Raw genomic sequence first — 24686 nt, forward strand, 5'->3', positions numbered from 1 at the left:
CGAGCCCACCCGCACGGCCCTTTCCCGACCTCGTGCGTCAGACCTCGGGGAGCGGCGCGTCGTCGCCGTGCCGGACGTCGACGCGCCGCCCGCTGACCCGGTGGGGCGTGACGGCGACCCACAGGTCACGCCCGTCGCCCGCCCACGGAGTGGTGTACGCCCGCTCCGCCAGCTCGCGGACCGCACCCGGTTCCGTGACGGTGCGGGCGTCCCCGACGAGGAGGACGCTCCAGCCCCGGCTGAACGCGTCGTCGATGTGGTCCACCTCGAAGGCGACCTCCGCGCCGGCGGCCCTGGCCGGGAGGGACCCGGAGGAGGTGCGGAACGCCACCTCGCCCTGGGCGACGAGGTAGTTCACGGGGAGGATCGCGGGCCCCTCGTGGGTGGTCACGGCCACCCGGCCGACCCCGTGGGTGCCGAGCAGCGTCCAGCACTGGGCGGGGGTCAGTTCGACGAGTTCCGGGTGGAGGGCCGCGTGCCCGATCCCGGGCGGTAGGTCCGTGGTGCCGCCGGCGAGGGCGACGGCGGTGGTCTCCAGGGCGTCGGCGAGGCGCAGCAGGAAGCCCATGCCGGGGGTTGCCGCCTGTTCCTCCAGGTACTGGATGTAGCCCGGGGCCGACCCGGAGCGCAGGGCGACCTCCTCGCGGGACAGCCCGAGCTGTTCGCGGCGGGCGGCCACGCGGCGGCCGATGTCGCTCCTCAGTGGCTCGGGTCCGGACATGGCCTCACGCTAGCCGCGCCCCCGGGCGGCCGCACGGCGACGCCCGCGGGCGGGCGGCGCCCACGAACCCGTCCGGGGACCGCGGACCGGCCGTGGCGGCTCCGGACCGGCCGTGGCGGCTCCGGACCGGCCGTGGCGGCTCCGGACCGGCCGTGCGCGCCCCCAGTGGGCGCCCCGGAGCGGCCGGGAAGGCCCGGGAGCCGGATCGGGGACGTCGGCGAGCCGGCCGATCGCCCGGGCGAGGGCCGGGGCCCGCGGGCGGGGCCTACCGGCCGGTTGGTGAGTAGGCTCGAAAGACACCGTCGTACCGGGCGGGGCGCGCGGACGGGTCCGGTCGCGCGCCCGGCGCACCCGGTGGCACCGCCGGGCTCCGGCGGCGCGGACGACGCTGGTGCGCGGGTCCACCAGGAGGTTCACATGAGCAGCACAGCACCGAGGATCAACGCCCTGCCCGCTCCGCACCGGGAGCGGCTGCTGGCGCTCGCCGAGGAGGTGTCGTTCGAACCGGGCGAGCGGGTCTTCGACGAACACCGCCCCGCGGACCGGTTCTGGGTGGTCCGCACGGGCGCGGTCAATCTGGACTCGCGCGTGCCGGGCAGCCGCCGTCCCGCCGTCATCGAGATGCTCGGCCACGGCGAGCTCGTGGGCCTGTCGTGGCTCTTCCCGCCGTACGAGTGGGAGCTCGGCGCCGAGGCGATGAGCCTGGTGCGGGCCTACGAGTTCGACGCGGCGGTGGTGCGCACGCTGTGCGAGGCGGAGCCGCCCTTCGGACTGGCGCTGACGCAGTGGGTCGGGCAGGTGCTGTCCCACCGGTTGCAGGCGACGCGGGAACGGCTGCTCGACATGTACGCCCCGCACGGCAGCGGCGTTCTCTGACGGCCGGGCGGGGACGGTTGCGGCGTTCCGTCCGTTTCCCGGGTGTCACCGGCGAGTGCCGGCCGCGCGCGAGCGGCGCGTCCCCCATCCTCGGTGGGGGGACCGAGCGAAGGGACGAGCGAGCGAATGAGGCACCGCAGCGTGGCCGATCTGATGACGCCGGAGGTCGTCGCGGTGCAGCGCGGCACGTCCTTCAAGGAGATCGCGCGGCTGCTCGACGAGTTCGGCATCACCGCTGTCCCCGTGGTCGACGGGGACGGCCGGCCGGTCGGCGTGGTCTCCGAGGCGGACCTGCTGCACCGGCACACCTCCGGCGAGCAGGGACCGAACACGAACACCGCCGAGGGGCTGATGTCCAGCCCCGCCGTCGTGGCGCGGCCCCACTGGAGCGCCGTCGAGGCGGCCCGCGTCATGGAGCGCCGGCGCATCAAGCGGCTGCCCGTCGTGGACGGGACGGGGCGGATCATCGGGGTGCTCAGCCGCAGGGACCTGCTCCAGCTGTTCCTGCGGCGCGACCGCGCGATCCAGGAGGAGATCCTGGAGGACGTCGTGACCCGCACGATGGGACTGGCGCCGTCGGCCGTCACGGTCGACGTGAACGACGGGACGGTCACCCTCAGCGGCATGCTGGAGCGCCGCAGCCTCGTGCCGATACTGGTGCGGCTGTGCGAGACCGTCGACGGGGTGGTGGACGTGGACGACCGGCTCGCCTACGAGACGGATGACACGGGCGCGCTGGCGTCCGGCGACATGACGGGCTGAGGGCCGGCGACCCGGCGGGGACCCTCGCCGCCCCGCCGGTCCCCGGCCGAGGCCGCCGGCGGGCGGGCCGCGTCCCCGGTCACACGCGCACCGGGCACGCGTCGCCGGGGCCACACCGGCGCACGGGGTGCCGGGGGCCCACAACGGCGCACGGGCCCGGCGCCGGAGCCCTGCCGGGCCCCACACCGGCCCACGCCTGCCGGACCCCTGCCGGGCGGCCCACACCGGCCCACGCCTGCCGGCCCCTGAGCGGGCGCACGGCCGGCGGGCGCCCGCGCCTATCTCCGCGTCCGCGGCCCCTCCCCGCCCGGGTGCGGCCGCGCGACCGTACGCCGCGGCCCCTGCGCTCGTGCGGCGGCACTCGTCCCGGCACCTCAGCTGACCGGCGTCGACCAGCCGTACGGCGCGTCCTCCTCGACCTCGCCCGACAGGCCCGCGCCCGCCTCGCCGATGTCCTTGTAGGCCAGGCGCATCAGCTGCCGGGACAGATCGCCCATCGCGCGGCTGGCGGCCAGTTCGTCACCGATCAGCGGGACGTCGGCGTCCTCGGGGTTGCGGCGGGCTGAGCCGCGGCCGGTGACGGTGGCCTTGCCGGTGTCGAGCACCGCGCGCGCCTCGGTGGTGTCCCCCTCCTCCACCAACTCCATGTTGATCTTCCACTCGAGCGTCCGGGCCATGGTGTCCTCCTCGACACGTCGATCGGGTGCGGGCCGGTGCGCTGCCGGCCCCGACTTCAGGATCCACCCGTATGCCCCGGATGGACGAGCCGGAACGTCGGCCGTCCCCGTCCGGGCGCGTTCGGGGCGGCCCCCGGTTTGCCGCCCCAGTGCCGGGGAACCGGGGCCCTCCGACCCTTGGGGAGCGGCCCGCGGCCGCTCCCGCCCGTCGGGTGACGCGGCACCCGGACCTGACGTGACGTACGGAGGAGGAACCCATGGCGCAGGCCCCGGCGCACCGCGCGGTCGCGGTGGGAGTGGACGGCTCGCCCGAGAGCCTCGCGGCCGCCGAGTGGGCGGCACGGGAGGCCGCGCTGCGCGGGCTGCCGCTGCGTCTGGTGCAGGCCTGGCTGCGGCAGCCCGTGGACGGCGCGCCGGAGCGGGACGGCGCCGCCGAGGAGCTGCGGGCGCGCCACCTGCTGGAGGAGGTGGCGGCGGAGGTCCGCACCCGGCACCCCGGGCTGGAGGTGACCTCCGCGCTCCTGCCCGCGCCCCCCGTACCCGCGCTGCTGACCGCCGGGAACGCGGCGGAGATGCTGGTCATCGGGTCACGCGGGCACGGCGCGCTGCTCGGCTTCCTGCTCGGGTCGTCCGGGCAGCAGGTCATCGCGGAGGCGGACCGCCCGGTCGTGGCCGTGCGCTCGCCGCGCGAGGACGGGCCGGGGACCGGCGCGGACGGCGGCGAGGTCGTCGTGGGACAGCAGGGCGACGCGCGGGAGAGCGCGGCGGTACTGGGCTTCGCCTTCGCGGCCGCGGCGGCCCGGGGCGTCGGGGTGCGCGCGGTACGGGCCTGGAGCCTGCCGTCGGTGTACGCCTACACCCCCGGGGCGCTGCGCCCGGTCGACGAGGCCGGGGGTCTGGTGCCGTACGAGGAGAAGGCGCTGGCGGAGGCGCTGGCCCCGTGGCGGGAGCGGTACCCGGGCGTGCCGGTGAGGGAGCACGTCGAGCTGGGCAGCGCGGGCCAGGTGCTGCTGTCGGTGGTCACCGGCGCGGGCCTGGTCGTCGTGGGCCGCCGGGTGCGGCGCGCGCCGGTGGGGACGAGGATCGGTTCGGTGGCGCACGCGGTGCTGCACCACGCGCCGGGCCCGGTCGCGGTCGTGCCGCACGCCTGACCGGCTCCCGCCGCACGGTGCCGTGACCGCTCCGGCGCGGGGCGGGCGGTCCGGGCACCCGCGGTGGCACGCTGGTCCTGGAGGGAACCCGCCCGTTCGCACCGACCCACTTCAGCCGGAGGACGTGCAGCGATGGTCCGTTACGTGTACGACGTCGCCGAGGAGCCGGGAGACGGCCGCGACGGGTCCGGTCCGCCGGGCGGTCCGGGCGTCGACCCCGTCGGGCTGCTGGGCGAGAAGGGCGCCGATCTGACCGGGCTGCTGCGCCTGGGGCTGCCGGTACCGGCCGGCTTCACCGTGACCAGCGAGGCGTGTCGGGTGTTCCTCGCGACCGGGGCGCCGCCCCCCGGACTCGACGCGGAGCTGGCGGCGCACCTGGCCCGCTTGGAACGTGCCGCCGGGCGGCGGTTGGGACGCGTGGACGACCCGCTGCTGCTCTCGGTGCGGCCCGGGGCACGGGTCGCCGTACCGGGGCTGATGCCGACGGTCCTCGACGTGGGGCTGAACGATCACGCCGTGCTGGGGCTGGCCGGGACCCCGGCGCGGGAGCGGTTCGCGTGGGACTCCTACCGGCGCCTGGTACGGGCGTTCGGCACCGCGGTGATGGGGGTGGACCCGGCGCTCTTCGACGGCGTGCTGCACCGGATCGAGGACCAGCACCATGTCGCCGACGACTCGCGGCTGGACGCCTGCGACCTGATCCGGATCGTCGAGACGTACAAGGACGTGGTCCGCGAGCGGACCGGGGAGGACTTCCCGCAGGACCCGGTCGAGCAGCTGCACCGGGCCGTGCGGGCGGCGTTCGCTTCCTGGGCCGGCGAGCCCGCCCGGCTCCACCGGCGCCGGGCGGGGCTGCCGGACGAGCCGGGCGTGGCCGTGACCGTGCAGACGATGGTCTTCGGCAACCGGGACGCCGCGTCGGGCAGCGGCGTGGCCCTCACCCGCGACCCGGTCGCCGGCGGGCCCGGGGTGTACGGGGGCTATCTGCCCGGCGCGCAGGGCGAGGACGTCGCCTCCGGTACACGCGACCCGCTGCCGCTGGCGGAGTTCGCGCGGCTCGACCCGGACGCGTACGCGGCGCTGTGCGGGCACCTGCGGCGGCTGGAGGAGCACCACCGGGACGTGTGCGGCGTGGCGTTCACCGTCGAACGCGGCAGGCTGTGGACGTTGCGGAGCTTCGTCGGCGAGCCGGCCGTTCGGGCGGCGACGGCCGGCGCGGCGGCGCGGCCCGCCGCCGACGGCGCGGCACCCGGGCGGACAAAGGACGACCGGCCGGACTGAGGCCCGAGCGGCCGGGCCGAGCCCAGGGCGGCCGGACTCGGTGCGGGCCGGCCGCCTCGCGGGCGGGCTGTCATCCCTGGCCGGCGGGGCCCTCCTCGTCCAGCACGCGCCGGACCGCCTGGGCCGCCGTCGTGAGGCCCAGCCTGTCCAGCGTCTCGACGCACTCCAGCAGGATCAGGTCGGTCACCACGGCCATCTCCGTGCCGAAGCGGTCCCGCTCCGCCAGGTCCTCGGGCGTCACGGCGCGGCGCAGCTCCCCCACCCGCTCGGCCAGGGCCTCGCGCCGCTCCTCCAGTTCGGCGATCGCGCGCACCGCGCCGACGATCTCCTCGTCGCTCACACCGCTCATCGGACTCCCGTCTCCTTCGCTCACACCAGGAAGAGCAGACGCCGGGCCCCGGGGTCACGTCCGCGGGCGGGAATGTGACGAGGGCCGCACCCGGCAGCGCAGGGGCACCGTGGAGTGGAGCGTCAGCCCCGTGTCGACCGGCACGTCGTGCTCCTCCGCCTCCAGTTCGTACTCCTGGAGGACCACCGCCAGGGCGAGGGCCGACATCAGCATCGAGAAGTGCTGACCGATGCAGGCCCGGGGGCCGCCGCCGAAGGGGTACCAGGCGTAGCGGTGACGATTCTTCTCCTGCTCGGGCGTGAACCGTCCCGGGTCGAAGCGCTCCGGGTCGGGCCAGTGGCGGGTGTGGCGGTGGGTGACCCACGGGGCCACGAAGACATCGGCGCCGGCCGGGATGACGTGGTCCCCGACCGGGGTGGCGGTGACGGCGCGCCGGCTGACGATCGGACCGGCCGGGTAGAGGCGCAGGGCCTCCTTGACGACCCGGCCGAGGTACGGCAGCGCGGTCAGGTCCGCGGCGCGCGGCGCGCGGCCGCCGAGGACCCGGTGGACCTCCTCGCGGGCGAGGCGCTGCTCGCGCGGGTGGCGGGCCAGCAGGTGCAGGGCGAACGAGAGCGAGCTGGCGGTGGTCTCGTGGCCGGCGAGCAGGAAGATCAGCACCTGGTCGCGGACCTCGGACGGGTCGAGGCGGTCGCCGTCCTCGCTGCCGGCCTGGGTGAGGAGGGTGAGCAGGTCCTCCTGGGCGGGTGCTCCGTCGGCGCGCCGGCGGGCGATGATGCGGTCGCACTCGGCGTACAGTTCGGCCACCGCGGCGGCGGCCCGGCGGTTGCCGGGCGTGGGCCACTCGCGCGGGAGGGTGACGGGCGCGTAGGAGCGGCCGAGGACGTAGTCGTTGATGACGGGAAAGCAGCGCGCGATGACGTCGACGGCGGACTCGACGTCGGTGCCGAACAGGACGCGGGCGACCGAGCGCAGCGTCAGCTCGTTCGTCTCGTCGGCGAGGTCGACGGTGGCGCCGGGGGCGTCCCGCCAGGCACGGGTGAGGGCGGTGGCCTCGGCGGTGAGGGCGTCGGCGTAGCGGTCGACGCGTCGGGGCGTGAACAACGGCTGCACCAGCCGCCGTTGGCGCAGGTACTCGTCATCCTGGCTGGTGAGCAGGCCGTTGCCGAGCGACAGGCGCACCTCCTGGTAGAAAACGTTGTCCTTGCGGAAGTTCGCGGACGAGGTGGCCAGCACCTGCTGGGCGCCCTCGGCGGAGAACACGGCGTACAACTCCGAACGCAGCCCCGGTGGTCCCGCCGTGATCCGTACGACGTCGCCGTGTGCCCGGTGGGCGGCCAGGAGGGTCCCGAGGAGGTCCCGCTTGAGGTCGAGGAGCGAGCCGACGAGGGGCAGGCCCGACGGGCCGGGGACGCGCCTGCTGGTGATGGTCGTCATCGATCTCTCCCTGCGCCGGTCGGACCTGGGGCACGACCCGGTGCGGGCGGCCGCGCACGGGGCGATTCTTCCGCAGAAGCCCCCACGGGGGAGTCATGATCGCGTCAGGGCAGGCGCCTTTCCGGCCGTTGTGACCTGCGCCCCGGCGACCGCCGCACCGCCCCGGCGACCCGCCTGTCCGCCCCCGCCGGAGCGGCGGGGCGCGGTACCTTACCCCCTGGGGTATCCGGGGTGGCCGGGGTGGCCGGAGCATCGGTGAGGAGGGGTCGTGGAGCTCGAACTCACGGGCGCGGAGCTGAAGTCGGTGCTGAACCGGCTGCGGCGGGCGCAGGGGCAGATCTCCGGGGTGATCCGCATGCTGGAGGAGGGCCGCGACTGCGAGGAGGTCGTGACCCAGCTGGCCGCGGCGGCGCGCGCCCTCGACCGGGCGGGTTTCGCGATCATCGCCACGGGCCTGCGGCAGTGCATGACGGGCGACGGTGGCGGCACGGCCGGCGACCGCGAGGAGGCGCGCACCCGCCTGGAGAAGCTGTTCCTCTCCCTCGCCTGAGGTCCGCCCGGCGCCGCCGGGGGGTCACAGGAGCCGGGGGGTCACAGGAGGCGGGCGGTCCCGTCGACGGCCATGAGCGCGGCCACCGCGAGCAGCGCGCTCCCGAAGATCCGACGCAGGGCGGTGGCCGGGACCCGCGCGGCGAGACGCCGGCCGTCCCAGGCGGCGAGGACGGCGGCGCCGGTGAAGGGCGCCACCACGGCCCAGTCCACGGGGGCCGCCGTACCGGCGCGGGCGACGAGCGCGGTCAGCGCGTTCGCCGTGATGACGAGCAGGCTGGTGCCGACCGCCGCGCGCATGCGCAGGCCGACCATGCCGACGAGGGCCGGTACGGCGAGGAAGCCGCCCCCGACGCCGAGGAAGCCGGTCAACGCGCCCACCCCTGCCCCGGCCCCGGCGGCCCGCAGCGGCCGCGGCCGCGGGGCACCAGGCGTGGGACCGTCGCGCGCCGGGGGCTCGGCGGCCGGGGGCTCGGCCGGGTCCCGGGCGTCGTCGTCCGGGTCGGCGGCGGGGCGCAGCATCCGGAGGGCCGCCAGGGCGGCGACGGCGGCGAACGCCAGGGTGAGGACGGGCCGCGGCACCCCGTCCGCGAGCGACGCGGTGAGGACGGCCGGTACCGCGCCGGCGGCGGCGAAGAGCGCGCCGGCCGTCCACCGCACCCGGCCGTCGCGGGCGTGCCCGTAGAGCGCGGTCGCGGAGGTGACGGCGACGACGACGAGCCCGGCGGTCGTGGCCTCGACGGGGCCGAAGCCGAGCAGGTAGATCAGCGCGGGTGCGGCCAGGACGCCGCCGCCCCCGCCGAGCGCCCCGAGCGCCAGGCCGACGACGGCGCCCGCGGTGAGGGCCAGGACGAGGACGGTCACGCTATCGAGCCGCGGTTCCCGCCCGCGTCGACCACCGGGAGGCCGGCGCCCGCCCAGGCGTGCATGCCGCCTTCGACGTCGACGGCCCGCCGCCCCCGCCGGGTGAGGAGTGCCGCCGCGTGCTGGGAGCGCTGCCCGGAGCGGCAGATCACCACGAGCGGCCGGTCGAGCGCGGCGGCGGGGACCGGGGCGCCGGCGCGGAGGGCGGAGAGCGGTGCGTGGACCGCCCCGGGCGCGTGGCCCGCCCGCCACTCCGGTTCCTCCCGCACGTCGAGGAGGACGGCCCCGCCGGCCGCGGCGGTCCGGTGGTGGGCCTGGCGGGCCGTCACGCGCTCGCAGAGGGGCCGCACCACGGGCAGCTCCGCCTCGGCGGCGGCGTCGAAGGAGTCGTCGACGGCGACGACGTCGCGTCCCGCCGCGTGCAGCAGCGACGCGGCCACGGCGGCCCGCATCCCGGCCGCGCAGTGCACCCACACCCTCCCGGCGGGGATCTCCCCCTGGCGCGCGCGGAGCAGGTGCAGGGGGATGTGTACGGAGCCCTCGACGTGGCCCGCGGCGGCGCGCTCGCGGTCGCGGCGCACGTCGAGGACGACGGTGTCCCGCGGTGCGCGGGCGGTGGCCTCGGCGAGGTCGGCGAAGGTGCCGCGGGGGTAGGAGACGAGGGCCTCGCCGTCCCGTACCCAGCCGGTCGGATCGCCGGTGGCGGCCGCGGCGGGGCGGTCCACGCCGACGCGGACGAGTTCGCGCTGTGCCTCGGCGAGTTGCCGGGGGGTCGCGGCGAGCAGGGTGACGGGACGCCCCCAGGGGACGAGCCAGGCGAGGTAGGTGGCGAGCTGGCCCTCCGCCTCGAAGTTGAACGACCCGGCGACGTGCCCTTCGGCGAAGGCCACGCGGCTGCGCAGGTCCACGACCCACTCCCCCGCCGCGAGGCGCGCGGCGATCCCGTCGGCGTCGGCGACGGCGGGCGGTGTCAGGTCGACGGGGGCCGGGCCGGCGGCGTTCAGCGGGCCCATGTGCGCGTAGTAGGCGGGGACGTCGTCGAGGCCGGCGATGAGGTCGGCGACGAAGGCGTCCACGTCCGCGGCGGCGAAGGCGGCGTTGCCGGCCCTCTCCGCGCCGATGGTCGACGTCTCGCCGCCGGCGCCGTTCCTCGCGGAGGCGCAGAAGCTGCCGAAGCCGTGCGTGGGCAGGACGGCGGTGTCGTCGGGGAGTTCGGCGGCGAGCCGGTGCGCGGAGGCGTACTGGGCACGGGCGAGCCGTTCGGTGAGTCCCGGCTCGACGAGGTCGGGGCGGCCGACGGTGCCGATCAGGAGGGAGCCGCCGGTGAAGGCGGCGACCGCGGTGCCCGAGTCCTCCAGGACGTACGCGGTGTGGTGCGGGGTGTGGCCGGGGGTGGCGAGGGCCCGCAGGACCAGTCCCGTGTCGATCGGGGTGCGGTCGCCGTCGGTCACCGGGACGTGGGCGCAGGAGACCCGCGCGGCGGCGGGGACGAGGTAGGCGGCGCCCGTGAGGCGGGCGAGGTCGGGACCGCCGGTGACGTAGTCGTTGTGGACGTGCGTCTCGACGACGTGCGTGAGGCGCACGCCGCGCGCCGCGACGGCGGCGAGCACCCGGTCGACGTCGCGCGGCGGGTCGACGGCGACCGCGTGCTCCGCCCCTCCCGCCAGATAGCTGCGGTTGCCGAGCCCTTCGGTCCTGATGGTGTCGACGAAGAACACCAGCACACTCCTTTCGGCGCTTCCGGGTCGCGGAACGTACCTCCGGGGGTGTCCGGGCGAGCGTGGCCCGGTACCCCCGGGGGTATCGTTCGCCGTGCGCCGGTGCCGCACAAGGGGAGATCGAGCCGTCCCCACCGCCCACGGGACGGGCCGGGTCGGCCGGAAGGCGGCGGGATCGGGCGGGTCGGCCGGGGATCCGGCGGGGCGACGGAACGGGTCGCCCCCTCCGCGCGCGACGCACGCCCCCCGGAAGCCGAGGCTCCCGCCCCAGGCCCGCGCCCGCCTTGCCCACGGACCCTGATCCGGACCCCGGCCCCGGACCGCCGTGTGGCGGACCCCGCGCCGCACCTACGCACGCCTCAGCCGTGGCGCGGCCCGACGGTCACGGGCACCCGGTCGCGGTGCGCCACCGCCGAGGCGACCTCGCGGGGGGCGCGTAGGCCTGGCTGCGCCGGGGGCCCTAGTGGGTCCCGCGCGCGGCTGCGCGCGTCGACGGGTCGGCTGTGGCGTCCGCGTCCCCGCCGGGGGGCAGGAGGTTCCACCACCAGGAGACGGCGGGGATGTCGAGGGGCTCGCCGCCACCGTCCACGGGGGTGTCCCGGAAGGTGGAGGACGTCCCGGTCGGGTCGCCCGGGCGCGTGTACCGGGCGGAGCCGACGCCCCAGTCCTGGGCACCCCGGATGAAGCTGCCGAGGGTGCGCAGGTACTGGCGCAGCTGTGGGCTGCCGTGTGCGGCCAGGTGCTCGGTGAGACGCAAGTACAGGCAAGTGACCCGGTCCCGCTGGGAGATCGCCACGCGCAGGGCCTGCTGTGGCGTCAGCCCCTCGTGATGCTCCAGGACGCGGAGCACGGTGAGGTGGGAGCCGGTGGCGCCCCCGCCCTTCCTCTCCTCGTCGTACGAGAGGATGTCGTGGTCCCAGGTCATGACGAACGAGGCCATCTCCGCCGCCGCGCGCACCGCCGTGCGGTCCCGCTCGTGCGGCTGGAGCTCGTAGCCGTGGCCGATCTCCAGGAGCGGCAGCACGGCCGAGGTGGCGCCGTCGTAGAGGCGCGTCAGGGTGTAGTCGTCGAGGTCCGGGACCGTACCGGCCCGGCGGTGGGCCGCCTCCCACACCAGGCAGAAGAAGTACTCGCGCAGGGCGTCCACCCAGCGCGCCGCCTGGCCCTGGGTGCCGTACCGGTCGATGCGCAGCCGCAGGTCCCGCAGGCCGGCCGCCAGCGGGTCGTCGAGGAGCAGCGGCACCTCGGGGTTCTGGGCGACGCGCAGCAGGCGGTGCAGCTCCCCGGCGAGGTCGCCGGGGCGGCGGCCGCGCTCGCCCTCCTCGCAGTGGCCGAGGCCGAAGAGCCACAGGACGAAGTCCGCGAGGAGCGAGACGACCTCCTCGCGCCCCTCGGGGAGGACACGGGCGGCGAAGGTGCCGATGGACCGGGAGACGAGCCGCCCGCGCAGTTCGTCGGAGCCGATGCGGAAGATCTCGGCCCAGGCCGCCGTCCGGGCGTCGGCCCGGGCGTGGCACGGGTGGATGGCCGGCGGGATGGGAGAGAAGAGCGGCGGCACTGTCGGACCGGGCCCCACTGCGGCCTCCTCCTCGTCGCGGTGCGACGTGTCGTTCCGGGGCAACGAAGCGTCAGAACACGCCACTTGCGCGCCGAAGTGATCAACTACGGCGCATAGTAGCCACCCATGGCCGCCGTTCCCACCGGGACGATCCCCGCCGACCCGGACATACCCCCCGACGTCAGTCGGCGGAGCGGAAGAAAGCACTCCGCCAGCTCCTGCGGGCGGACGCCGAGGACCGCGGCGCCGCCTGGGCGTCCGACCTCGGGCCGGGTACCTGTGCGGGCAGGGGCCCCGGCGCGGTCGACGCGAAGTCCTTCGGCGCGGCCGGACCGCTCGGCGCCACCGCGGAGGCGGGTGGCGTGAACCGCACGGGGAGGGCCGCCAGCCGCTTCGACAACCACGCGGCGGACCAGCGCAGTTCGCTCTCCGGCACGGCGAGCCGCAGGTCCGGCAGGCGCGACAGCAGCGTGTCCACACCGGTGTCCGCGATGGCGCGGCCGATGTCCTGGCCGGGGCACTCGTGGGGCCCGCTGCTGAAGGCGAGGTGCGCCCGGTTGCCGAGCAGCGGCCGGTCGAGGTCGGGGCGGATCTCCGGATCGACGTTGCCGGCGGCGAGCCCGAGCAGCAGCATGTCCCCGGCCTTGATCTGCCGGCCGCCGAGGACGGTGTCCCCGGTCGCCCAGCGCCCGGTGATCGCCGACAGCGGCGGGTCGTCCCACAGGACCTGCTCCAGCGCGTCCGGCAGCGTCATGTGGCCACCGGCCAGGTTCGCGCGGAAGCGGCGGTCGGTGAGGACCAGCCGCAGCGTGTTGGCGATGAGGTTGACGGTGGTCTCGTTGGCGGAGATCAGCACGAGCCGCAGGTGCTCCAGCACCTCGTCGTCCGTGAGGTCGGCCTCGTGGCCGAGGAGCCGGCTGGCGAAGTCGTGCCCGGGCTCGGCCTTCTTGCGCTCCATGAGCGTCCGCAGCGTCCGGACGACGAACTCGTTGCTCGCGACCGCCGTCTCGGTGCCCTTCAACAGGTCGAGGGTGGCCTCGACGAGTTGCGGCCCGTACTCCTCGGGCATGCCGAGCAGCTGGGTCATCACCAGCATCGGCAGCTTCTCCGCGAAGTCCTCGATGAGGTCGGCCCGGCCCTCCGCCGCGAACGCGTCGACGAGCTGGTCGGTGTAGCGGATGACGTAGCGGCGCACGCCCCGGCGGTCGAACTGCTCCACGCTGTCGCGGACGGCCGACCGCAGGCGCTCGTGCTCGGCCCCGTCGGCGAAGACGCACATCGGCTGCCACTCGACCATGGGGCGCAGCGGCGAGTCGGCGGGGACCCGCCCCTCCTGGAACATCCGCCACAGCCGGGAGTCGTTGGAGAACCGCGACGGCGACCGCATGACCTCAAGGTTCTCCCGGTGGCCCAGGACGATCCAGGCGGGAAGGTCGCCGTGGAGCAGGACCGGGGCGACCGGGCCGTGCCGGCGGCGCAGCTCCTCGTACAGGGCCCGCGGGTCGCGCTCGGCCTCGGGACCGTAGATGCGGCGCGGGGCACCGGCCCCGAGGGCGTGGGCGGGGCAGCCGGGAGGCGGGGTGAGGCCGGCGGCCGGGTCGGTCCCGCGGGTGGTCATGACGCCTCCTGGGTCATGGCGAGGGTCTGGAGGTAGCGCATCAGCGTCATCAGGACGTCCCGGCTGGAGGCGCGCTCGCGGGCGTCGACGGGCACGATCGGCACGGACGCGGGCAGGTCGAGGGCGACGCGCAGGTCCTCGACCGGGTACGCCGGCGCGTCCGGGAAGGTGTTCACGGCGACCACGAACGGCACACGGCGCTCCTCCAGCCGGCCGAGCACGTCGAAGCTCACCTCCAGGCGGCGGGTGTCGACGAGCACGACCGCGCCGAGCGCGCCCTCGAACAGGCCCCGCCACAGGAACCAGAAGCGCTCCTGGCCGGGCGTGCCGAACAGGTACAGGACCAGCTCCTGGTTGATGCTGATCCGGCCGAAGTCCATGGCGACGGTCGTCGAGGTCTTGCCGTCGACACCGGAGGTGTCGTCGACGCCGACCCCGGCCTGCGTCATCGTCTCCTCGGTGGTGAGGGGACGGATCTCGCTGACGGAACCGACGAAGGTGGTCTTGCCGACGCCGAACCCGCCGACGATCACCACCTTGACGGCGGTGGTGGCCGTCTCCGGCAGCACGTCCTCGCTGCGCGGCCCCCGCACCGCGCCGTCGCCGTGCTGCTCGGAGCCGTGCTGCTCAGAGCTTCTGTAGTCCATCGATCACTGCCTCAATCAACGCGCGGTCGGGGAGTCGGGCGGGTGGGACGGGAGCGCGGGCGACGATGCGGTTGTCGGCGAGGAGGTCGCCGAGCAGCACCGTGACGACACTGATCGGGAGGCCCAGGTAGGCGGAGATCTCCGCCACCGACAGCGGCGACTGGCACAGCCGCACGATCGCCGCGTGTTCGGGCTGCATCCCGGGCTTCGCCCCGGACTTCGCCACGATGAGCGTGACGAGGTCCAGTTCGGCGGGCGCCGACCCGCCGCTGCGTCCCCCCGTGATCACGTAGAGCCGCTCGGGACTGGCTTCCTCCCAGTCACCGCCGCCCGCGTCGCTCACCTGGCGCCCTGCCCATCCTGGCGCGGCGGGCTGCTCAGGTGCTCCCCGATCCGCAGGACGAGGTCCCGCATGCGCTGGCCCATCAGCCCCGCGTCGACGCCCTCGCCGGCGAGCACGGCCAGGTACGCGCCGACGCCCGCGGCCATCAGGTAGAAGAAGCCGCCGTCCATCTCGATCACGACGAGCCGCATGCGCCCGTCGCTGTGCGGCAGCTCCGAGGCGACGGCGCCGGCGAGCGACTGGAGCCCGGCGCACGCCGCGGCGAGCCGGTCGGCGGTGTCGTCGTCGGTGCCGTACTGGGCCATGCGCAGACCGTCGGCGGAGAGCACGACCACGTGTCGGGTTTGCGGCACGCCTTCCGCGAGGTCCTTGAGCATCCAGTCCATATTGGCCTGCTGCTTGATCATTGCTGCGAGTTCCCCTTGCTTGCGTCGTTGGGCTCCCCGGTCAGGCCGCTCTGGAAGGCGGCCAGCCACATCCCGGGCTGCACCTGAGGTGACGGCTCCTGGTCGGGAGCCGGGGTCGCGGGCGCCGGCGACGCCTGCTCCGAGGGTGCGGCCGGTGCGGCGGCCGCGGACTGCGGCGGCTCGGCGAGCGGTTGCCTGCGGCGCCGCTGCGGCAGGCCGTTCGGGGCCCGCTCGACCGTCGGCGGGACCTCGCCGTCCACCATCGGGCCGGTCGCGGGACGCTCCGCGCGGGCCGGGAGGGAGGCGGGGACGGCCGGGGCGGCCGGGACGGCGGTGCGGGGCACGGAGGAGGCGCCGATGCCGTGGGCGAGGCCGGAGGCCGCGGCGACGGTGGTGATCAGTTCCTGCGGCACGACGACGACGGCGCGGACACCGCCGTAGGCGGAGGAGCGCAGCGAGACCTGGAAGCCGTACGCCTGCGCCAGCCGGCCGACGACGGCGAGGCCGAGGCGGGGGGTCTCACCCAGGTCGTTGAGGTCGATGCCCTGCTGGGCCTGACGGAGCATCCGCTCGGCGCGCTTGCGGGCCTCCTCGCTCATGGAGACGCCGCCGTCCTCGATCTCGACCGCGATGCCGGACTGCACGTCGACGGCGGTCAGGTGGACCTTCGTCTGCGGCGGCGAGTAGCGGGTGGCGTTGTCGAGGAGCTCGGCGAGCGCGTGGATGAGGGGCTCGACGGCGGGGCCGGTGACGGCGACCTCGGTGACGGAGTGCAGTTCGACGCGCTGGTAGTCGATGATCCGCGACATGGCGCCGCGCAGCACGCTGTACAGCGGTACGGCCCGGCTCCACTGGCGGCCCGGGCGGGCACCGCCGAGGACGGCGATCGAGTCGGCGAGGCGGCCGATCAGGGCGGTGCCGTGGTCGATGCGGAGCAGGTCGCCGAAGACCTCGGGGCGGTTGCCGTGCCGGTCCTCCATCTCGCGCAGCTCCTGGGCCTGCTGGTGCACGATCGCCTGGACGCGGCGGGCGATGTTGACGAAGGCGCGCTGCGCGGACTCGCGCAGGTCCTCCTCGGCGACGACGGCGTCGACGACGACACGGACGACGGCCTGGTGCTCCTCAGGGGCCGTGAGCGAACCGATGACGTCCTCGGGGAACTCCCCCTCGCGCAGCCGCCGCACGGCGTCCGGGAGCAGCGTGCCCGCCAGGTGGGCGGTCTCGGCGTGCCGTCGGGCCAGGGCAGTGTCGCGGGCGGCGACCGTACGGCGCAGCTCCCCGATCACCCGCCCCCGGCGTGCGACCTCGGCGCCGAGCAGGGCCAGCGCCAGGGCGGACACCACCCCGCAGGCCACGACCGGCCCCCGTGCGGCAGTCGGCACCAGGGTCACGGCGACCCCGGTGGCGACGGCGATCAGAGCGGCGGGCAGCAGCCACACGAAAGATGCCGCGGACCGCGGGCTTCCACTTCCGGGCGACGATTCCTCGCGGACCATCAGCACCCTCAAACCCATCGACGAAAAAGATCAATGACGACGAGCGCCGAGCATAGCCCGTTCGGGTGAGCACTCTTGACGCAGGGTCACGTAATGGCCCGATGTTTGCCCAAGGTTCCGCTTCTTGTGAATCCGGTGCAGAGGGCGGGACTTGATCCCCTTGGCGAGGTTCTCCCGCGCCCCCGTGCCGGACACCCCGTCAGCGCGGTGCCCTTCGCTCACCGCAACGCCCACCGGCCGCCGCACGGGCCCGGCCCCGGTCCGCGGCGCGGCGGTGGTCCCCCGCTCCGCGCCCCGGCGCGACGGCCGCGCGGGCACGGCCCGCGGCGACGCGCTGGCCTTGCGGTTGCTCCCGTGAACGCCCCACCGCGTGGCAGGCTCTGCCCATGACCACGTCCGTACGGGACCCGGCGGGGGCCCCCGGGGCGGCGCGCTCGCCCCGGGCGCTCGTCGCCGCGTCGGTGGGCAACTTCATCGAGTGGTACGAGTTCGGCGTGTACGGGTACCTCGCGACGGTCGTCGCCCGGAACTTCTTCACCCCGGACGGCGGCGACGGGGCAGAGGCGCTCGTCCGCACCTACGCCGCCTTCGCGCTGGCCTTCTTCTTCCGGCCCGTCGGCGCCGTCGTCTTCGGCCGGCTGGGCGACCGGATCGGGCGGCGGCCGACGCTCATCCTGGTGCTCTCGCTGATGACCGGCGCGACGACCCTGATGGGCCTGCTGCCCACGTACGCCGTGGCGGGGGCCGCCGCGCCCTGGCTGCTGACGGCGCTGCGGGTCGTGCAGGGCCTGTCGGCGGGCGGTGAGTTCGGGGGCGCGGTCGCGGTGCTGACCGAGTCGGCGCCACCCGGGCGGCGGGGCCTGTACGGGGCCTGGCAGTCGTTCACGGTGGCCCTCGGGCTGCTCGCCGGGGCCGGGGCCGCCGCGCTCGTCGCGACGGCGCTGACCGGCCCGCAGGTCGAGGCGTGGGGGTGGCGGCTGCCGTTCCTCCTGGCGCTGCCGCTGGGGCTGACCGCGCTGTGGCTGCGGCTGGCCCTGGAGGAGACGCCGGCGTTCCGCCGGGCCCGCGCCACCGCGCCCGCGGCCCGGCCGGCCGCGTCGGCACGGGAGGCGGCGGTGGCGGTCGTCCTCGGCGCGGGGCGGCTGATGGCGTGGTCGGCGGCCGGCTACACCTTCCTCGTGGTACTGCCCTCCTACCTCCAGGCGTCCCTCGGAGCGAGCCTGCGGGAGGCGCTGGCCGCGACCGTGGTGGCCAACCTCGGCTTCGCCGCCGCGATCCTGCCGGCCGGCGCGCTGAGCGACCGGGTCGGCCGACGGGCCGTCATGGTGAGCGGCGCACTGCTGGCGGCGGTGGCGGCGCTGCCCCTGCTGCGCCTGCTCCAGGCCCCGGACGCACCGCCGTGGGCGAAGGGCGTCGCGGTCGCGGCCGCCGGGGCCGTGGTGGGCCTCATGGCCGGGCCCGGTCCGGCCATGCTCGCGGAGATGTTCCCCACCCGCGTCCGCCACACCGGGCTCGGCGTGACGTACGCCCTGGCCAACGCGGTCTTCTCGGGCTGCGCCGGACTGCTCGTCACCGAGCTGGCCCGGCGGACCGGCAGCGCCGACGTCCCCGCGTACTACGTCATCGTCTGCTGCGCCGTCGGCACCCTCGCCCTGGCGACGCTGCGGGGCGACGACCACCGGCGCGCGCTGCGGGAGTGACCACGCCCCGGCCGGCCGGGGGCCCGGCGGTCGCTGGTGAAGCCGGGCAGACGGGGGGAACGGAGGCTCACCCACCGGGTGGGGCCGGCCGGACGCGAAAGACGGACGGGAGAGGTCCGCGGAGAGGTGGAGGGATGCGGGTCATCGGGATGATGTCGGGCACCTCGTACGACGCGGTCGACGCGGCCGCCGCGGAGCTGACGCTCACCGGGGACACCCTCGCGCTGCGGCCCCTCGGCATGGTCAGCGCCGGCTACCCGCCCGCCCTGCGCGCGGCGCTGGCCGCCGCGCTGCCCCCGGCCGCGACGACGCTGCACGAGGTCTGCCGACTGGACACCGGCATCGGGCGGGCCTTCGCCGACGTCGCCGTACGGGCCGACCGGGAGCTGTGCGGCGGGCGCGCCGACCTCGTCGTCTCCCACGGCCAGACCGTGTACCACTGGGTGGAGCGGGGCCGCGTCCACGGCACGCTGCAGCTCGGGGCGCCGGCCTGGATCGCCGAGGCGACCGGCCGTACGGTCGTCTCCGACCTGCGCACCCGGGACGTCGCGGCAGGCGGTCAGGGGGCTCCGCTGGTGAGCCTCGTGGACGTGCTGTGGCTGCGCGGCCGCCCGGGGCGGCCGGTCGCCCTGAACCTGGGCGGCATCGCCAACGTCACCGTCGCGACCGGCCCCGCGGGGCCGGTGGCCTTCGACACCGGACCGGGCAACGCCCTCGTCGACGCCGCCGTCCGGCTCGTCACGGGCGGCGCGCGCGACGTCGACGAGGACGGCGTGCTCGCCGCGCGGGGCCGTGTGGACCCCGCCCTGCTGCGGCGGCTGCTCGCCGAGCCGTACTACGCGGCGCCGGCGCCGAAGACGACCGGCAAGGAGCTGTTCCACGGGGAGTACCTGCGGGCGGCACTCGCGGCGCACGGCGCCCCGGTCGCCGCCGAGGACCTCGTCGCCACGGTCACCCGGCTCACCGCCGAGACGGTCGCGGGGGCGGTACGCGGACTCGGCGGCACCGAGGTCGTCTCGTCCGGCGGCGGCGTCCGCAACCCGACGCTGACGGCGATGCTGCGGGCCGCGCTGGGGCGCATCCCCCTGCGCGTCTCGGACGAGCTGGGGCTGCCCGCGGCGGCCAAGGAGGCGTACGCCTTCGCCGTGCTCGGTTTCCTCACCATCCTCGGCCTGCCCGGCACCGTGCCGGGGTGCACCGGCGCCCGCCACGCGCGCGTCCTCGGCTCGGTCACCCCCGGCGCGCACGGTCTGCGGCTGCCGCAGCCGGCCCCGGCGCCACCGGTGCGGCTCGACGTCCTGCCGCCCCGCCGGTAGGTCCCCGCAGCCGCGCACGCACGCGACGCCCGCGGGGTCCGGCGCGCACCCGCGCGCCGCGCCTCGCCGGTCCGCGGCCGTACCCGCGCGGCCCACCGCCCGTGTGGTCGTGCCCGCTCGCGCCTCGCCGGTCCGCGGCCCTCCCGTGCGCGACGGACCGCCGGTGCGTGGTCGTACGCGCGCGTCACCGGCCCGCCCGTGCCGGGCCGTGGGCGCGTCACCGGCCGCCGGTGCCGGGCCCGTGCCCGCGCGACGGCCGCCGGCTCCCCGACCGGACACGCGGACACGCGGACGGGCCGGCCGGCGAGGTCCTGGTCGGCCCGTCGCGGGACGCGCGTCAGCGGACGGAGGCGGAGCCGTTCTCCGGAGGGACGTTCCCCAGGAGGTGTGACAGGGCGCTGTCACCCGTGACCGCCGTCGAGTTCTCCGCGCACTGCTGGTCCTGCGTGTCGTCAGGGGGTCCCGGACGCCGATGTTGACGAGCAGGATGTTCTGCACGTCGGCCGCGACGGGTACGCCGGCGCACGGCTTGTTCAGGGAGCCCTGGGCCAGACCGAGCCGCGGGTTCGCCACACCGCCGGTGACGGTGTTGCCGTACACCTGCTGGGAGTGGTTGCCGTTCTGCGTGTCGACGGCGTGGTCGCCGACGGCGAGGGCCGCCGGGCGAGCAGAACCCGAGGGCGGCTGCGGCGACGCCGGCGGTGGCGACGACCTTCTTGATCACGATCCGTCCTTCTCGGCGAGGGCCCGGATCCCGGGCCGCCCTGCCAACCCGGGGACCCGGGGAGCGTCAGGGCCCGCGGGCGGTGACGCGGCCGCATTCACCCGTTCGCCGCCGGGCCCCGCCCCCACGCGGGCCCCGGGCCGGCGGGTCGCGGTCCGGGCGGTGGGACGGACCGTCCGGAGTAGTCCAGCGGGTGGTCCGCGCGGCCGGGGCCGAAGGTGAGGGAGGGGGCCGTCCAGGACACCGTCGGGCAGCGCCGTCGGCCAGCGTCGCCGTCGGCCGGCGCCGTCGGGAGAGATCGTCAGGAAACGGAGACACGCGCGTGATCGAGGACACCGTCGCACCACCGCCCCTGGAGCCGCCGCCCGTGCGCTCCTGGCCGGCGCTCGACCTCAAGGCCACCGACTTCGACCCGGTGCTCGAAGAGCTGATGCGGGAGCGGCCGGTGAGCCGGATCCAGCTGCCGCACGGCGACGGCTGGGCGTGGCTGGTGACCCGGTACGAGGACGTGAAGGCGGTAGTGAACGACCCGCGCTTCAGCCGCGCCCCGGTGCCGGACATGACGGTCACCAGGATCACCCCGCACTTCAAGCCCCGGCCCGGGTCGCTGGCGTTCGCGGAGTCGTCGGACCACCACCGGCTGCGCCGCGCCGTCGCGCCGGCGTTCTCCGCGCGCGCGGTGGAGCGGCTGCGGGAGGGGGCCCGGGAGATGCTCGACGAGCTGGTGTCCGACACGCTGCGCGACGGGCCCCCGGCGGACCTGGTCGACCGGGTGCTGCAACCGTTCCCGACCACGGTGATCTGCGAGCTGATGGGCGTGCCGGACGCCGACCGGGAGCGGATGAGCGGATGGGTGAGCGACATCCTCTTCACCGCGAAGGGCGCCGCGGCGACGGGCCGGGCCAAGGACGAGATGTACGGGTGGTTCGCCCGGGAGATCGCCGCGCGCGCGGCGGACCCGGGGGCCGGCGAGGACATCCTGTCGCTCCTCGGCGCGGCCGTCGCCGCCGGTGACATCACCCAGGAGGAGGCGGTGGGGCTGGTCGGCCCCGTGCAGATCGGCGGCGAGGCCGTCACCAACAACTGCGGCAACATGCTGTACCTGCTGCTGACCCGGCCGCAGCTGCGGGAGCGGCTGCGCGAGGAGCCGGAGGCGCGGCCCCGGGCCCTGGACGAGCTGCTGCGGTACATCCCGCACCGCTCGTCGGTGGGGCTGGCGCGGATCGCGCTGGAGGACGTGGAGCTGCGCGGCGTGCGGATCGCGGCGGGGGACGCGGTGTACGTGTCGTACCTGGCGGCCAACCGCGACCCGGAGGTCTTCCCCGACCCGGAGCGGATCGACGTCGACCGCTCGCCCAACCCGCACGTGTCGTTCGGGCACGGGCCGCACTTCTGCACCGGGGCGCTGCTCGCGCGGATGGAGATCGAGCTGCTGGTCGAGACGTTCCTGGACCGGCTGCCGGACCTGCGTCTCGCCGTGCCCGCCGAGCGGGTGCCGTGGCGGCGCAGCGCCCTGATCCGGGGTCCGGAGGCGTTGCCCGTCACGTGGTGACGGCGTGTCCGCCCCATCGGTTCCGGTCGCCGGAGGGGGAGGGTCGGAATCCGGACACGCGCCGTCCCGGGCGAACGGGCGTGATTGACGCATAAGGGAGAGGCGCGTGGGACCGTTCCCACGGAGTCCGGAGGGGCCGCGCGGCCGGCCCCGCCGCCCGGCGCGGCGGGACGCGCGAGGCGGCGCGGGGGTCGCCGGACCCGTGGAGCGCGGGTGGGTGAACGGGGGGTGACGGGCCGTCCGTTCAACGCTGAACAGCTCGAACGGAGGGCCCGCCCCGTCACCCGGCCCGCGTGCCGGCCGTCGCCGCGCGCCGCCGCGCCGCTCCTCTCCCGGGGCCGTCCGCGGCGTGGCCGCGCGGTCGGGGCGCGCGCGGCGCGGCGGCGGCGTGTCGCGGCGAAACAGGTCATTCGACCGCCCCTTCGACAGGACGCGCGTAGAGCGACCGAAAGCCGGTCTTGTGGGGAGGGTGAACCGGACGCCACGATTCCCGGGTCACCACTTGTCAGGCACATGACCGCCCCGGGAACCGCCGGGCCGGCACTGACCTGACGGGCCCGTCCACCCAACGGGCCTCACTCATCCCCCACCGGAGGACGCAGTGAACGTCAAGCGCTTCACCCCCCGCGGCGGTTTCGCGAGAGGCGCCCGGCTGACCGCCGTCGCCGCCGCCCTGGTCACCGCCACCGCGCTCGCCGCGCCGAGCGCCGGGGCGGAGACCGCCGAGGCCACCCGGGCGACCACCGCCGAGCTCGCCCAGGTCAGCGAGGCCGTCCTGGACGCCGACGTGCCGGGCACCGCCTGGTACACGGACGCCAAGTCCGGCAAGCTCGTCGTCACCGCCGACTCCACCGTGTCGGCCGCCGAGCTGGCCGAGCTGCGCAAGGCCGCGGGCGACCGCGCCGGCGCCCTGGAGATCAAGCGCACGCCCGGCAAGTTCAACAAGCTCATCGCCGGCGGCCAGGCCATCTACGCGGCGGGCGGCGGCCGCTGTTCGCTGGGCTTCAACGTCCGCAACAGCAGCGGCACCACCTTCGCCCTGACGGCCGGCCACTGCACCGAGATCGCCGGCACCTGGTACACCAACTCCGGGCAGACCGCCCTGCTCGGCTCGCGGACCGGCTCCAGCTTCCCGGTCAACGACTACGGCATCATCCGCCACTCCAACTCCTCCGCCGCCGACGGACGGGTGTACCTGTACAACGGCAGCTACCGGGACATCACCGGCGCCGCCAACGCGACCGTCGGCCAGTCGGTCCAGCGCAGCGGCTCCACCACCGGCCTGCACAGCGGCCGCGTCACCGGCCTCAACGCCACGGTGAACTACGGCGGCGGCGACGTCGTCTACGGCATGATCCAGACCAATGTCTGCGCCGAGCCCGGTGACAGCGGCGGCGCCCTGTTCTCCGGCTCCACCGCCCTCGGCCTGACGTCCGGCGGCAGCGGCAACTGCTCCTCGGGCGGCACCACGTTCTTCCAGCCCGTCACCGAGGCCCTGAGCGCCTACGGCGTGAGCATCATCTGATCTCCCGTCCCCACCACGGCCGGTGGCCCGCTTCCCGCGGGTCACCGGCCCCGCGCGTCGGGGTCGCGGGGCGGCGGTGGTCCCGTACCGGCTCGGCTCCGCCGCCGCCCGGCGGCCGTCACCCGGACCGGCCGTCGGAGGCCGTCAGGGGCAGCAGGTCGGCGGCGGCCGGCAGGCCCTCGACCCGGCGGTTCGTCACCACCGCGAGCTCGTAGGGGTGGCGGGTGCCCGGCTGCCACTGGCCGCCGGCGAGACGGATCGTGGCGACGTTGGGCACGGGCCCGGCCGTCCAGTCGAGGGGCCCCGCGACCGTCTCCAGCCGGGTCCGGCCGACGGCCGCCGCGACGGCCGCGGGGTCACCCGGGTCGTCGGCGGTGGCGAGCGCGTGGCGGGCCACCTCGAACAGCGCGTACGCCAGCCCCAGGGGCTGGAGCCACTGGCCCCCGGTCCCCTGCTCGTACGCCTCGGCCAGCTCCGCCGCCGTCATGCCGTCGAGGGACGAGCGGTACGGGTGGGCGGGCGTCCAGTACACGAGGGTCGCCACCCGGTCCTGGGCCGGCCGGTCGCCGCCGCCCGTCGTCGTGGGCGGGTAGGCCAGCCACCGCGAGCAGGTGATCATCCGGGGCTGCGGGCCGCCCCGCCCGGCCACCGCGGCCCGGAAGACCGCCAGGTCGCGGGCGGTGGCGGCACTGGTCACGATGTCGGCGTCCGCCGCGCGGAAGGCGTCGACCAGCGCGTCGAGGCCGTCCGCCGGCTCGCGGTAGCCGCCGGGGTCGACCAGCCGGTGGCCCCGCGCCCGGGCCACCGGGGCGAAGCCCCGCTCGGCGTCGCGCGACCAGGTCCCCTGCGGGCCGTCGTTCCACAGGCACCCGACCGTCCGGCCCGGTCCCGCGGCGTGCTCCCACAGGTCGGCGAAGGTCTCGGCGATGTCGTCGAGGCCCCAGCAGAAGTGGTACGTCCACCGGAAGGGCCGTCGCCCGTGGGCGTCGCGCCCGTAGTAGTACACCTGCCAGGGGAAGGTCGAGGACAGGCACGGCACACCGGCGCGTTCGCAGGCGTCCGCGACGGCCGGCAGGACCTCCGTGCCCGCGAGGGTCAGGACGATCCGCGCGTCCTCCTCGGCGAGCAGCTCCCGCACCGCCTGCCGTGCCCCCTCGGCCGTGGACCGACTGTCCCGCGCGACCAGCCGCACCGGGTGCCGGCGGCCGCCGTTGCGCACCCCTTCCCGCTCCAGCAGCGGCCGCAGCAGGTCCAGGGCGAACGCCAGCGGGTCCCCCAGCTTCGCGAGGCGCCCCGAGCGCGCCACCACCACCCCCACCGTCAGTTCCCGACCCTGCTCCGCCATGCCCGCTCCCGTTCCCTGGTGTCCGGTGTCCGGTCCGCCGGGCGTACGTCCGTGCGTCCGTGGTGTCCGC

General features: G+C 76.1%; 22 protein-coding genes and 1 pseudogene. 9 read left to right on the forward strand and 14 right to left on the reverse strand.

What is annotated here, in order from left to right; translation table 11 throughout:
* Nucleotides 1-37: 37 nt before the first annotated feature.
* Nucleotides 38-721, reverse strand: coding sequence for a helix-turn-helix domain-containing protein (locus NRO40_RS01980; protein ID WP_058941933.1), 684 nt, complete (start codon nt 719-721; stop codon nt 38-40).
* Between the two features lie 417 nt (nt 722-1138).
* Here NRO40_RS01980 and NRO40_RS01985 point away from each other — a divergent pair, with 417 nt between their 5' ends.
* Together NRO40_RS01985 and NRO40_RS01990 are read left to right on the forward strand one after the other, a co-directional pair.
* Nucleotides 1139-1597, forward strand: a complete 459-nt coding sequence (locus NRO40_RS01985; protein ID WP_257375315.1) for a Crp/Fnr family transcriptional regulator — start codon at nt 1139-1141, stop codon at nt 1595-1597.
* Nucleotides 1598-1723: 126 nt separating this feature from the next.
* Nucleotides 1724-2359, forward strand: coding sequence for a CBS domain-containing protein (locus NRO40_RS01990; RefSeq protein WP_058942817.1), 636 nt, complete (start codon nt 1724-1726; stop codon nt 2357-2359).
* A 374-nt stretch (nt 2360-2733) separates the two neighbouring features.
* Here the strand turns inward: NRO40_RS01990 and NRO40_RS01995 are convergent, their stop codons facing one another.
* Complete coding sequence (locus NRO40_RS01995; protein ID WP_058942816.1) at nt 2734-3036, reverse strand: DUF1876 domain-containing protein; 303 nt, start codon at nt 3034-3036, stop codon at nt 2734-2736.
* Between the two features lie 257 nt (nt 3037-3293).
* Between NRO40_RS01995 and NRO40_RS02000 the strand changes: the two genes are divergently transcribed.
* Nucleotides 3294-4187 (forward strand): universal stress protein, encoded by an 894-nt coding sequence (locus tag NRO40_RS02000; protein ID WP_058942815.1) that lies wholly within the window; start codon nt 3294-3296, stop codon nt 4185-4187.
* A 132-nt stretch (nt 4188-4319) separates the two neighbouring features.
* Entirely contained in the window at nt 4320-5468 is a 1149-nt protein-coding gene (locus NRO40_RS02005; RefSeq protein WP_079047149.1) for a PEP/pyruvate-binding domain-containing protein, read from the forward strand.
* Nucleotides 5469-5538: 70 nt separating this feature from the next.
* Here the strand turns inward: NRO40_RS02005 and NRO40_RS02010 are convergent, their stop codons facing one another.
* Both NRO40_RS02010 and NRO40_RS02015 read right to left on the reverse strand, forming a co-directional pair.
* The gene (locus NRO40_RS02010; RefSeq protein ID WP_058942814.1) at nt 5539-5817 is read right to left on the reverse strand and encodes a hypothetical protein; all 279 of its coding nucleotides are present in this window, start codon (nt 5815-5817) and stop codon (nt 5539-5541) included.
* A gap of 54 nt (nt 5818-5871) precedes the next feature.
* Nucleotides 5872-7254 (reverse strand): cytochrome P450, encoded by a 1383-nt coding sequence (locus tag NRO40_RS02015; protein WP_058942813.1) that lies wholly within the window; start codon nt 7252-7254, stop codon nt 5872-5874.
* Between the two features lie 268 nt (nt 7255-7522).
* Here NRO40_RS02015 and NRO40_RS02020 point away from each other — a divergent pair, with 268 nt between their 5' ends.
* Nucleotides 7523-7804, forward strand: a complete 282-nt coding sequence (locus NRO40_RS02020; protein ID WP_058942812.1) for a metal-sensitive transcriptional regulator — start codon at nt 7523-7525, stop codon at nt 7802-7804.
* A 41-nt stretch (nt 7805-7845) separates the two neighbouring features.
* On the opposite strand, the gene NRO40_RS02025 is transcribed toward NRO40_RS02020, so the two are convergent.
* The 9 genes and pseudogenes from NRO40_RS02025 to NRO40_RS02060 form a co-directional block, all read right to left on the reverse strand.
* Nucleotides 7846-8667, reverse strand: a complete 822-nt coding sequence (locus NRO40_RS02025) for a sulfite exporter TauE/SafE family protein (protein ID WP_058942811.1) — start codon at nt 8665-8667, stop codon at nt 7846-7848.
* Nucleotides 8664-9020: a rhodanese-like domain-containing protein gene (locus NRO40_RS30500; RefSeq protein ID WP_306674896.1), complete on the reverse strand. Its 357-nt coding sequence runs from the start codon at nt 9018-9020 to the stop codon at nt 8664-8666. The genes NRO40_RS02025 and NRO40_RS30500 overlap by 4 nt, the downstream gene beginning before the upstream one ends.
* Nucleotides 9018-10385, reverse strand: a pseudogene (locus tag NRO40_RS02030) (rhodanese-like domain-containing protein); the annotation flags it as partial. The pseudogene NRO40_RS02030 and the gene NRO40_RS30500, both read right to left, overlap by 3 nt.
* 460 nt (nt 10386-10845) lie before the next feature.
* Nucleotides 10846-11961, reverse strand: coding sequence for a selina-4(15),7(11)-diene synthase (locus NRO40_RS02035; RefSeq protein ID WP_058942809.1), 1116 nt, complete (start codon nt 11959-11961; stop codon nt 10846-10848).
* A 163-nt stretch (nt 11962-12124) separates the two neighbouring features.
* On the reverse strand, nt 12125-13561 hold the full coding sequence (locus NRO40_RS02040; protein WP_058942808.1) for a cytochrome P450: 1437 nt from the start codon (nt 13559-13561) through the stop codon (nt 12125-12127).
* Nucleotides 13558-14208, reverse strand: coding sequence for a GTP-binding protein (locus NRO40_RS02045; protein WP_058942807.1), 651 nt, complete (start codon nt 14206-14208; stop codon nt 13558-13560). The genes NRO40_RS02040 and NRO40_RS02045 overlap by 4 nt, the downstream gene beginning before the upstream one ends.
* Nucleotides 14189-14551, reverse strand: a complete 363-nt coding sequence (locus NRO40_RS02050; protein WP_058942806.1) for a DUF742 domain-containing protein — start codon at nt 14549-14551, stop codon at nt 14189-14191. The genes NRO40_RS02045 and NRO40_RS02050 overlap by 20 nt, the downstream gene beginning before the upstream one ends.
* Entirely contained in the window at nt 14548-14958 is a 411-nt protein-coding gene (locus NRO40_RS02055; RefSeq protein ID WP_058942805.1) for a roadblock/LC7 domain-containing protein, read from the reverse strand. Before NRO40_RS02055 ends, NRO40_RS02050 begins: the two co-directional genes overlap by 4 nt.
* Entirely contained in the window at nt 14955-16454 is a 1500-nt protein-coding gene (locus NRO40_RS02060) for a sensor histidine kinase (protein ID WP_058942804.1), read from the reverse strand. The genes NRO40_RS02055 and NRO40_RS02060 overlap by 4 nt, the downstream gene beginning before the upstream one ends.
* A gap of 386 nt (nt 16455-16840) precedes the next feature.
* Between NRO40_RS02060 and NRO40_RS02065 the strand changes: the two genes are divergently transcribed.
* The 4 genes from NRO40_RS02065 (at nt 16841) to NRO40_RS02085 (ending at nt 23271) form a co-directional block, all read left to right on the forward strand.
* Nucleotides 16841-18154 carry an MFS transporter gene (locus NRO40_RS02065; RefSeq protein WP_058942803.1) on the forward strand — a complete coding sequence of 438 codons (1314 nt, stop codon included), beginning with the start codon at nt 16841-16843 and terminating at the stop codon, nt 18152-18154.
* 134 nt (nt 18155-18288) lie between these two features.
* On the forward strand, nt 18289-19470 hold the full coding sequence (locus tag NRO40_RS02070; protein ID WP_058942802.1) for an anhydro-N-acetylmuramic acid kinase: 1182 nt from the start codon (nt 18289-18291) through the stop codon (nt 19468-19470).
* 1046 nt (nt 19471-20516) lie between these two features.
* Nucleotides 20517-21746, forward strand: coding sequence for a cytochrome P450 (locus tag NRO40_RS02080; RefSeq protein ID WP_058942801.1), 1230 nt, complete (start codon nt 20517-20519; stop codon nt 21744-21746).
* Nucleotides 21747-22347: 601 nt separating this feature from the next.
* Entirely contained in the window at nt 22348-23271 is a 924-nt protein-coding gene (locus NRO40_RS02085) for a S1 family peptidase (RefSeq protein ID WP_058942800.1), read from the forward strand.
* A 118-nt stretch (nt 23272-23389) separates the two neighbouring features.
* On the opposite strand, the gene NRO40_RS02090 is transcribed toward NRO40_RS02085, so the two are convergent.
* On the reverse strand, nt 23390-24616 hold the full coding sequence (locus NRO40_RS02090) for an ABC transporter substrate-binding protein (protein WP_058942799.1): 1227 nt from the start codon (nt 24614-24616) through the stop codon (nt 23390-23392).
* Nucleotides 24617-24686: the final 70 nt, after the last annotated feature.

It is taken from the genome of Streptomyces changanensis (assembly GCF_024600715.1).
Lineage (GTDB): Bacteria > Actinomycetota > Actinomycetes > Streptomycetales > Streptomycetaceae > Streptomyces > Streptomyces changanensis.